The 9,850-nt window shown below is 69.3% G+C and carries 6 protein-coding genes; 1 reads left to right on the plus strand and 5 read right to left on the minus strand.

Annotated features, from left to right (window positions below; genetic code table 11):
- Positions 1 to 130: 130 nt before the first annotated feature.
- Positions 131 to 3,691 (minus strand): ATP-binding cassette domain-containing protein, encoded by a 3,561-nt coding sequence (locus tag H5T77_RS24830; RefSeq protein ID WP_292653286.1) that lies wholly within the window; start codon positions 3,689 to 3,691, stop codon positions 131 to 133.
- A gap of 202 nt (positions 3,692 to 3,893) precedes the next feature.
- The gene (locus H5T77_RS24835; protein WP_292653287.1) at positions 3,894 to 6,086 is read right to left on the minus strand and encodes an NADP-dependent isocitrate dehydrogenase; all 2,193 of its coding nucleotides are present in this window, start codon (positions 6,084 to 6,086) and stop codon (positions 3,894 to 3,896) included.
- A 291-nt stretch (positions 6,087 to 6,377) separates the two neighbouring features.
- On the opposite strand from H5T77_RS24835, the gene H5T77_RS24840 reads away from it, so the two are divergent.
- Positions 6,378 to 7,469, plus strand: a complete 1,092-nt coding sequence (locus H5T77_RS24840; protein ID WP_292653288.1) for an MIP/aquaporin family protein — start codon at positions 6,378 to 6,380, stop codon at positions 7,467 to 7,469.
- A 63-nt stretch (positions 7,470 to 7,532) separates the two neighbouring features.
- Here H5T77_RS24840 and H5T77_RS24845 read toward each other — a convergent pair whose 3' ends face one another.
- The 3 genes from H5T77_RS24845 to H5T77_RS24855 are packed head-to-tail and all read right to left on the minus strand — an operon-like array spanning position 7,533 to position 9,661.
- On the minus strand, positions 7,533 to 7,904 hold the full coding sequence (locus tag H5T77_RS24845; protein WP_292653289.1) for a DUF3017 domain-containing protein: 372 nt from the start codon (positions 7,902 to 7,904) through the stop codon (positions 7,533 to 7,535).
- A gap of 2 nt (positions 7,905 to 7,906) precedes the next feature.
- A complete protein-coding gene (locus H5T77_RS24850) occupies positions 7,907 to 8,758 on the minus strand; it encodes a bifunctional methylenetetrahydrofolate dehydrogenase/methenyltetrahydrofolate cyclohydrolase (protein ID WP_292653290.1) in 852 nt (283 codons plus the stop codon).
- A gap of 51 nt (positions 8,759 to 8,809) precedes the next feature.
- Positions 8,810 to 9,661 (minus strand): calcium-binding protein, encoded by an 852-nt coding sequence (locus tag H5T77_RS24855; protein ID WP_292653291.1) that lies wholly within the window; start codon positions 9,659 to 9,661, stop codon positions 8,810 to 8,812.
- Positions 9,662 to 9,850: the final 189 nt, after the last annotated feature.

Here is a 9,850-nt window from a genome sequence, read left to right on the forward strand (position 1 = left end):
GTCGTGTACTGACCTCCCGTCGAGAGTGCACCTTTGGCGGCCGAGACCGCAGTTGTGGGTGACGAAACGGTCGTTTCGTCGCCCACAACTCACTATTCGATCGCCAGAACTGCAGATTCGGCGGGGTGGATCAGCCGGCCAGGTGGGACCAGGACGGAGCGAGCTCGGACCAGGGGCCGACCGCCGCGACCTCGCCGTTCACCATGACGACGACGCGGTCGGCCTGGGCGAGAGCGGCCCGCTTCGAGGTGGCTCCGATGACCGTGGTGTGCCGGTCGCGGAGCGCCCGCCAGAGCTCGATCTCGGTGGCCGCGTCGAGCGCGCTGGAGACGTCGTCGGCCAGGAGCAGCTCGGTCTCTGCGGCCAGCGCCCGCGCCAGGGCGAGTCGCTGGACCTGTCCCCCGGAGAGGCGTACGCCGCGGTGACCGACAATGGCGTCCGCACCGCCGGCCTCCTTGACGTCGAGCTCGAGCCGCGCGTCGGCGACCGGGTTGTCGAACGGCCGGTCGTGGCCCAGGCGGATGTTGTCGGAGAAGGTGCCGGAGAGCACCCGCGGCACCTGGGCGACGTACGCGACCTGGCCAGGCCTCAGGAAGGACTGGGGGTCCTCGACCAGCTCGTCGTTCCACCGGATCGTGCCGGTGTGCTCGATGAGGCCGGCCATCGACGCCAGCAGGGAGGACTTGCCGGAGCCGACCTGGCCCACGAGCAGGACCAGCTCGCCGCGCGAGATGGTGAGCGAGACGTCCGAGACGCCGATGGTGCCGTCGTCGTGGACCGCCGACAGGGCCGAGAGCTCCAGCGACTGGAGCGGAATCTGCTCGACCGGGCCCGGGCTCGGAGCCGCACCGGAGACCAGGTCGACGCCCGGCGGCAGCTCCATCAGGTCACGGCCGCCGGAGAAGCGGCTGGTCTCCTTCTGCCACGCCCGGGTGCCAGGAGCCTCGGTGACGACCATGCCGGCCACCCGGCCGAACCAGTCGAAGCCTGAGACCGCGTTGGCCACCAGCAGCGCGGTGGCCAGACCCCAGCCGCCGCCGAAGTAGATCGCCCAGGCAGCCACGACGCCGCACTGCACCATGAGCGCAGGTACGCCGTCGAGGAACGCCTGCACCCGGTGCTCCTTCACCGCGGCGTCGACCCGGCCGGAGTCCACGTGCTGCAGGTGAGCGTGGACCTGCGGGGTGGCCGCGGCCAGCTTCACGGTGCGTACGGACTCCAGAGCGGAGACCACCGCGCGGCCGAACCGGGCGCGAGCAGCGGAGGAGGCCGAGGCCGAGCGACCTGCGATCGGTCGACCGACCGCGGAGGCCAGCGCGGAGGCGATCATGACGACCAGGAGCACGGCTCCGGCGAGCGCGGTGCCGGCGAGCAGCGCGGTGATCGTCGCGATCACGAGGCCGTTGACGAAGTCGACCCAGCGGTCGGCGTAGCGGGCGTACCGGTCCGCGTCCATCGACCGCGCGACGACCTCACCCGGCGGGGTGCGCGTGAGACGGTGCTGGCTGGTCTGGCCGTAGAGGACGGCCATCCGCGCCCGCAGCATGACCTCGATCCACCAGCGTGGGTAGCGGTAGAAGGCGTCGGCGAGCATCAGCGGCGCGGCCAGCAGGCTGATCACCAGCAGGCCCGACATCACCGTCGGAGTGCCGCCGTCCTGCAGCGACTCGACGATCAGACCCCACAGAAGGCCGGTGAAGGCGCCCTGCGCGCCGGTCATCGAGGCGAACAGGAAGAGCAGCGCGCCCGCGACACCCCATTCGGGGCGGATGAACAGAGCGTGCAGGATCCCTCGGGCGAGGGACGGTCCGTTGCCGACCTCGGCGATCTCCGGCGGCAGGCCCGAGCGGCGCTTGCCGCCCACGTTTCCCTCCGCGACATGGTCGAGGGTGGAGTGATCGACAGGCTTGACGTCCGGCGAGGGTGAGCCGTGGTGGTCGGTGCGGCTGGCCTCGAGCAGGTCGTGGAACGGACCCGGCGCGGTCGCCAACGAAGCCCGCAGACCGTGCTGGATCACCCGGCCGTGGTCGAGCACAGCGACGTGCGGTGCCCGCTCGATCGTGGAGAGCCGGTGGGCGATCAGGATGCCCGTGCGCCCCGTCAGCAACCGGTCGGCGGCCGCGACGACCCGGCGCTCGGTGAGCGGGTCCATCCGTGCGGTCGCCTCGTCGAGGACGACGACGCGCACGTCGCGCACCAGCAGCCGGGCGAAGGCGACCAGCTGCTCCTCCCCCGCCGACAGCGACGTGCCACCGGGGCCGAGCAGGGTGTCGAGACCGTCCGGAAGACCCGCGACCCACTCGGAGAGTCCGAGCCGGGCGACCGCCCGCTCGATGTCCTCGCGCGGACGCAGGTCGTCGAAGAGCGAGATGTTCTCGGCGAGCGTGCCGGCCAGGATCTCCGTACGCTGCGTCACCACGCCTACGGAGGCCCGCAGCTGCTGCAGATCGAGATCGCGCACGTCCACGCCGCCCAGGAAGACCGAGCCGCGCGGCGGCTCGACCGCCCGGGAGAGCAGTGAGGCGAGCGTCGACTTGCCCGAGCCGGTGCGGCCGACCAGAGCGATGGTGTCGCCCGCGGGCACGGTGAGCGAGATGCCCTGGAGAGCGAAGGTGCCCTCGGCGTAGGAGAAGGTCAGGTCGCGCAGGTCGACCTCCAGCGCTCCTCCGTCGGGCACCGGCGCCCCGCCTTCGGGCTCCGGCTCCGAGGCCATCATCTGGCGCAGCCGGATGACCGCACCCAGACCTGCCTGGATGTCGGGGAGGTGGTTGGCGAGCATCGCGATCTGGCCGACGAACGTGCTCGTGACCAGGAACAACGTCACCAGCGCGCTGATCCCGAGCCGGTCGTTCGCAGCGAGTGCCACGCCGGCGAGACCGATACCGGCCAGCAGGGAGTGCAGCAGGATACCGGCGCGCCGGCCGACCTTCGCCTCGACCGTGACCACGGCGCGGAACTTCTCGTGGACGATGGCCGAGAGCCTCGCGACCCGGCCGACCACGTGCTCCTGGCCCAGGCTCGTACGCAGGTCGTCACGCCCCGCGATGCCCTCCTCGAGCGCGGCGGCATGATCGGTCCAGGACGCCTCCTCGATGACCTTGAGCCGAGAGATCTCGCCCAGCAGGCGGCGGATGACGAACCAGGTCACCGCCGCGAGCAACGGGAACAGGAACGCCGCCGGCCACCAGGTGAAGCTGGCCACGATCCACATCGGCAGCGCCGCGAAGATCGAGCGGAACAGCATCCAGAACTGCCAGCGCAGCAGGTTGCCGACCTCGTGGGAGTCGTCGTCGACGCGGTCGAGGATCTCCCCGACCGCCTGCTCGCTCAGCTCGGAGAGCGGCTGTCGCATGGCAGCCTGGAGGACGTCCTCACGCAGCTTGCCCTCGACCCGGTCGGCGACCCCGACCCAGCCGATCTTCGCCGTCGAGTCGATCAGCGAGGCGCCGATCACGCACAGCGCCAGCCACCCGACCAGGCTGGCGGTCGGGTTCTCGGCCAGCCGGCCGGCCACGACGGTGCCGATCGACTGCGCCACCATGGCGACCGCGAGGGCGATCAGCGCCGCAAGCGTCACCGGCCCTTTGAGGCGTCGCCAGTCGACCTGCCGGCTCGGGTCGACAGGGCTGGCGGGGACTCCGAGAGCCTTGCCCGAGGTGGGCGCGGGCGGAGTCGAGAGCGTCGCAGTCATCAGAGGATCACGGTATTCGTGACCACCGACACTCACCTAAAGGTTTTCCGCCGCTCCTCGACGACGAACACAACCCTGACCTGCACCTATAGGAATCAGAAGAAAGTTTTGGAGAGCAAGGTCACGCTGGCCGGGAAGGTGTCCGGAATGCACGTCGGCCCGGCACGGAGTCCGTGCCGGGCCGATGCGAGGTGAATGGACCTCAGAGAGAGTCGATCGCCTCGTTGAGCGTCGCGGACGGGCGCATCACGGCGGTGACCTTCTCCGGGTCGGGCAGGTAGTAGCCGCCGATGTCGGCCGGCTTGCCCTGGACCGCGAGGAGCTCCTCGACGATCTTGGACTCGTTGGCGGCGAGCGTCTCGGCGAGAGGCTTGAACGCCGCGGCGAGCTCGGTGTCCTCGGTCTGCGCCGCCAGCTCCTGGGCCCAGTAGAGGCCGAGGTAGAAGTGCGAGCCGCGGTTGTCGGTGGTGCCGAGCTTGCGACCCGGGGAGCGGTCGTTCTCGAGGAACGTCGCGGTCGCCCGGTCCAGCGCAGTCGCGAGCACCTTCGCCGCCGGGGCCGAGGCCTGCTCGGCGTACTTCTCGAAGGCGGGCACCAGCGCGAAGAACTCACCCAGCGAGTCCCAGCGGAGGTAGTCCTGCTCGACCAGCTGCTGCACGTGCTTCGGCGCCGAGCCGCCCGCACCGGTCTCGAACAGACCGCCGCCGGCGATCAGCGGGACGATGGAGAGCATCTTCGCCGACGTACCGACCTCGAGGATCGGGAAGAGGTCGGTGTTGTAGTCGCGCAGCACGTTGCCGGTGACCGAGATCGTGTCCTCGCCGTTGCGCAGGCGCTCGAGGGAGTAAGCAGTGGCCAGGTCGGGCGCGAGGATCTTGATCTCGAGACCCTCGGTGTCGTGCTCCGTCAGATAGGCGGCGACCTTCTTGATCAGCTCCGCGTCGTGCGCGCGCGACTCGTCGAGCCAGAAGATGGCCGGGGTCTTGGAGTCGCGGGCGCGGTTGACGGCCAGCTTCACCCAGTCGCGTACCGGGATGTCCTTGGTCTGGCAGGCGCGCCAGATGTCGCCGGCCTCGACGTCGTGCTCGATCAGCACGTCGCCGGCCTTGTTGAGGATGCGTACGGTGCCGGCGGCGGCGATCTCGAAGGTCTTGTCGTGGGAGCCGTACTCCTCGGCCTTCTGCGCCATCAGACCCACGTTGGGGACGGTGCCGATCGTGGCCGGGTCGAGCGGGCCGTTCTTCTTCACGTCCTCGATGACGGTCTGGTAGACGCCGGCGTAGGAGGAGTCCGGGATCACCGCGAGGGTGTCGTCCTCGCCGCCATCGGCACCCCAGAGCTTGCCGCCGTTACGGACCAGCGCCGGGATCGAGGCGTCGATGATCACGTCGGAGGGCACGTGCAGGTTGGTGATGCCCTTGTCGGAGTTGACGTAGGAGAGCTTCGGGCCGTTCGCCAGCGCCGACTCGAACGCCGCCTTGATCTCGGCGCCGTTGGGCAGCGCGTCAAGGCCCGGCAGGATGGAGCCGAGGCCGTCGTTGGCGGAGAGACCGGCCTTGGCCAGGTCCTCGCCGTACTTGTCGAAGACGTCCTTGAAGAAGGCCTTCACGACGTGGCCGAAGATGATCGGGTCGGAGACCTTCATCATCGTCGCCTTGAGGTGCAGCGAGAACAGCACGTCATCCGACTTCGCCTTCGCGATCGCGTTGGCGAGGAAGGCGTGCAGGTGAGCGGCCTCCATCTTCGTGGCGTCGACGATCTCACCAGCGAGCACGGGCAGCTCGGCCAGCAGCGTCTCGGTCGAGCCGTCGGCCAACTCGTGAACGATCGAGAGGGTGTCGTCAGCAGCGAGCGTCACGGATTTCTCGTTGGACTTGAAGTCGTGCTCGCCCATAGTGGCGACAGCGGTCTTCGAGCCCTCACCGAACGGCTTGTTGGTGTGCGGGTGGGCCTTGGCGTACTCCTTGACCGAGCCCGGCGCACGCCGGTCGGAGTTGCCCTCACGCAGGACCGGGTTGACCGCGGAGCCCTTGACCTTGTCGTACTTGGCCCGGATCTCCTCCTCCTCGGGCGTGCTGGGCGCCTCGGGGTAGTCGGGGATCTCGTAGCCCTGAGTCTGCAGCTCCTTGACAGCGGCCTTGAGCTGCGGGATGGAGGCGGAGATGTTGGGCAGCTTGACGATGTTGGCTTCCGGCGTCTTCGCCAGGTCACCGAGCTCGCCGAGCGCGTCGTCGGCGAGGCCGAACTGCGCCAGGATGCGCGAGGCCACGGAGATGTCACGCGTCTCGACCTCGACGCCCGCCTTGGCCGCGTAGGCCGAGACGATCGGAAGGAAGGAGTACGTCGCGAGCAGCGGCGCCTCGTCGGTGTGGGTGTAGATGATTCGTGCGGCCATTGGTGTGGCTACTCCTGACAAGTTGCGGTCTGCGGTGCTGCTGACTGAGGTCGGGGACCCGGGCATACGGGAAAGTGCCTTGACGTCAAGATACCTGATTGCCGATGCGACGCCGCCCCGCCCTACCTAAGCACCACGATGTGCCGTCGCAAAAGAGTTACTGTGTGTCAACACCTCCATGTTGTTCAGGTGACTGCTGATGCCTGAGGGGTCTGCCCGCCGGTCGGACCAGCTTCTCCGGGATCGAAGGCTCTGACCGACGTCAACCGACATTGAAGGGTTTAAGGGGACATGACCGAGGAATCTCTGTCGGCAGCTGAGCCGACCTTCATCCAGAAACTCGCAGCCGAGGTCATCGGGACATTCATTCTCGTGTTCCTCGGCTGTGGTTCAGTCGTCGCGGTCGTCGCCGGCGCCACCCACGCCGGACAGGCGACCTGGGGCCTCGAGGTCGCCGCGGTCGGCCTGGCCTTCGGTATCGCCGTCGTGATCGGTGCCTACACCTTCGGTCGCATCTCCGGCGGCCACTTCAACCCGGCCGTGACCCTCGGCGTGGCCTCGGCCGGCCGGATCGGCTGGAAGGACGCGGGCGCCTACATCGGAGCTCAGTTCGTCGGCGCCGTCATCGGCGCGATCGTGCTGTTCCTCATCGCGCTCTCGTCCGGCTACAACTCGTGGAACGACGGCGGACTCGGCGCCAACCGCTTCGGCGACGGAGCCGGCACCGGAATCATCGGCGCGATCCTCGTCGAGCTCGTGCTCACCTTCATCTTCGTCTTCATCATCCTCGGTGTCACCGACAAGCGTGCGGGGACCAACGCCACCGCAGCGCCGCTGGCCATCGGTCTCGCGCTGGCCGCGATCCACTTCGTCGGCATCCCGCTGACCGGCACCTCGGTCAACCCCGCCCGTTCCTTCGGGCCCGCCCTCTTCTCCGGCACCGACGCGCTGATCAACCTCCCGGTCTTCCTGATCGTCCCCGCCCTCGGCGGTGCCCTCGCCGGCTTCGTCTACCCGATGCTCTTCAACAAGGACGGCTCCGAGATCGTGGGCGCGGGCCTCGCCTTCGGCGGCGGCAGCATGGCCCCTGCACAGAGCTTCCAGTGGGACGCTCAGACTGCGGCCCCGGTGGCCCCCGCGGCCGCCGCTCCGGCGGCTCCCACCCCTGCGGCCCCCGCTTCCCCGGCCGCAGACCCGACGGCACCGGCTCCCGAGAACAGCGACCGGACCATCGTCTCCGGCGGCGCCGGCACCGGCGGCAACGGCGGCCAGCAGGCCTGGCAGCAGCCGACCCAGACCACCGAGGGCGACCTGCCGGTCTACGAGCAGGACGGCTGGCGCTGGGACTACGCCAAGCAGGAGTGGGTCCCGATCGAGCAGTGATCCGCTAAACCCAGGAAGGCCGTCCCTCTCGGGGCGGCCTTCCTGGGTTTTGTGCGAAACGTCCTAGTCGCCCGGGACGGACACCGCAAGGATCCACAGCGCACCCGCGGCCAGCGCCAGCAGGACCACGTCGAACCAACGGCTGCGCACCGCCAGCATCCCGGCATCCTTCGTACGCAGCACCGCACGCGCCAACGACGCGGCTCCCACCCCGGCGGCGAGGACGATGATACCCACCCGCCAGTGGCCGAAGCCGACCAGACCGAGGCCCGCGAGCGCCGCCGTCAGCACCCCGAGATAGACGATCCCGCCGATGGTCGAGGGGAAGCTGCGTACGTCTTCGGGGTCCGTCTTCTCGTGCTCAGCGGCCGCTGCCGCCGGGGCCGGAGCTTCCGGCGTAGCCGGTGTGCTGCTGAGCGGGGGGTGGACGGACACGGTCAGAGCCTTTCGAGAGCCTTCTCGGCGTTGAGGACGATATTGGAGAGCAGCATGGCCCGTGTCATCGGACCCACCCCACCCGGGTTCGGCGACACCCAACCAGCCACGTCCCACACGTCCTCGGCCAAGTCTCCTGCGATCTTACCGTCGACGCGAGAGACGCCGACGTCCAAGAGCGCCGCGCCGGGCTTGACCATCTCCTTCGTGATGATGCCGGGCACGCCCGCGGCGGCGACCACCACGTCAGCGTTGCGGGTGTGGGCGGCGAGGTCGCGGGTGCCGGTGTGGCACAGGGTGACCGTGGCGTTCTCGCTGCGGCGGGTCAGCAGCAGACCCAGCGGGCGGCCGACGGTGAGCCCACGACCGACCACGACCACCTCGGCGCCGTTGAGCTCCACGCCGTGGCGGCGGAGCAGCTCGATGCAGCCCACCGGGGTGCAGGGCAGCGGACCGTCCTCGCCGAGGACCAGCTTGCCGAGGTTGTACGGGTGCAGCCCGTCGACGTCCTTGTCCGGGTCGACGCGGGAGAGCAGCGCGAACTCGTCCAGGCCGGTCGGCTGCTGCACCAGGAAGCCGGTGCAGGCCGGGTCGGCGTTGAGGCGGTCGATCTCGGCCTCGACCTCGGCCTGGGTCGAGGTGCCCGGCAGGTCGACGCGGATCGACTCGATGCCGATCTCGGCGCAGTCCTTGTGCTTGGCGTTGACGTACCACTGCGAGCCGGGGTCGTCGCCGACCAGCACGGTGCCGAGGCCGGGCGTCACGCCCGCGGCCTTCAGCTTCTCCACCCGGTCGGCCAGCTCGGCCTTGATCGTCTTGAGAGTGGCGGTGCCATCCAGCTTCTGTGCAGTCACAGTGACCATCCTAGGCTCGCCCGAGTCACGGCTTGCGGAGCCCCACGCGCGTCAGGGGATCAGCCGCTCGCAGCCGTACTTGACCTCGGCCCGACAGGCGTCGGTGCCCGCGCGCCCGTAGACCGTGTCCCGGCCACCGTCACCGTCGAGCACGTTGGCCCCGGCCGTTCCGTAGACGATGTCGCGGTAGTCGGTGCCGTCGAAGTTCTCGATGTCGGCGAAGGTGAACTCGTACGCTCCGTAGCCCGTCGTTCCGGGCATCGCCAGGGTGCGCCCGGTGCCGGCCGCGAGGTCGACGCGAGCGCCGCCGGTGTCGGCAACTCCCATGACGAGGGTGTCGGCACCCGGTCCCCCGACGAGACGAACGCCGTCGCCATACGGCTCGAGCATGTCGTTGCCCGTGCCACCGTAGGCCTTGCCCTTGGCGACGCCGATTCCGTCCGCCCCCGGACCTCCGTGTCCTACACCGCCCCACAGATGAATCCAGTCGCGTCCGTCGCCGCCGTAGACGACGTCGCCTACCGTCTGCCCGAATACGGTGTCGTCACCCGGGCCGCCGAAGAGTCGGTCGACGCCCTCGTGGCCGTTCGAGTTGTCGATCTTGTCCGCCCCGAGTCCGCCGAAGATCCGATCCTTGCCGAGGTTCCCCTTAATCGTGTCGTCCCCTGCGCCACCGCACACGACGTCGTTCCCCGCCTTGCCGAGAATCACGTCGGCACCGCCTCGACCGACGATGACGTCCGGGCCAGCGGTGCCGACGAGCCGGTCGGCGCCCGCAGTCCCGACGATCGTGGCGGCCTTCCCGTCGCAGGACGGGGCCGCACTCGCGGAGTTCAGCGCAAACCCCGTCGGGATGGCGATAGCGGCGACGACGGTGACGACAACGGCAGCACGGCGGATCATGCCCGGCCTCTTTCGAACAGAAGGGATGGAAGGCTGAACATAGGGCGGTCGGTCGTCCGGCACCGACGTTCTCGTGCCGTGTTACCCCTCGTTTGCAGGATCGTCTGCGTGGTGATGACCAGCGACGCTGGTTCCTGCACGGGCTATGACAGAGGGTCCGAGCTTGTGAGTGATTCACAAGCTCGGACC

The sequence above is a fragment of the Nocardioides sp. genome (genome assembly GCF_014360585.1).
GTDB lineage: Bacteria > Actinomycetota > Actinomycetes > Propionibacteriales > Nocardioidaceae > Nocardioides.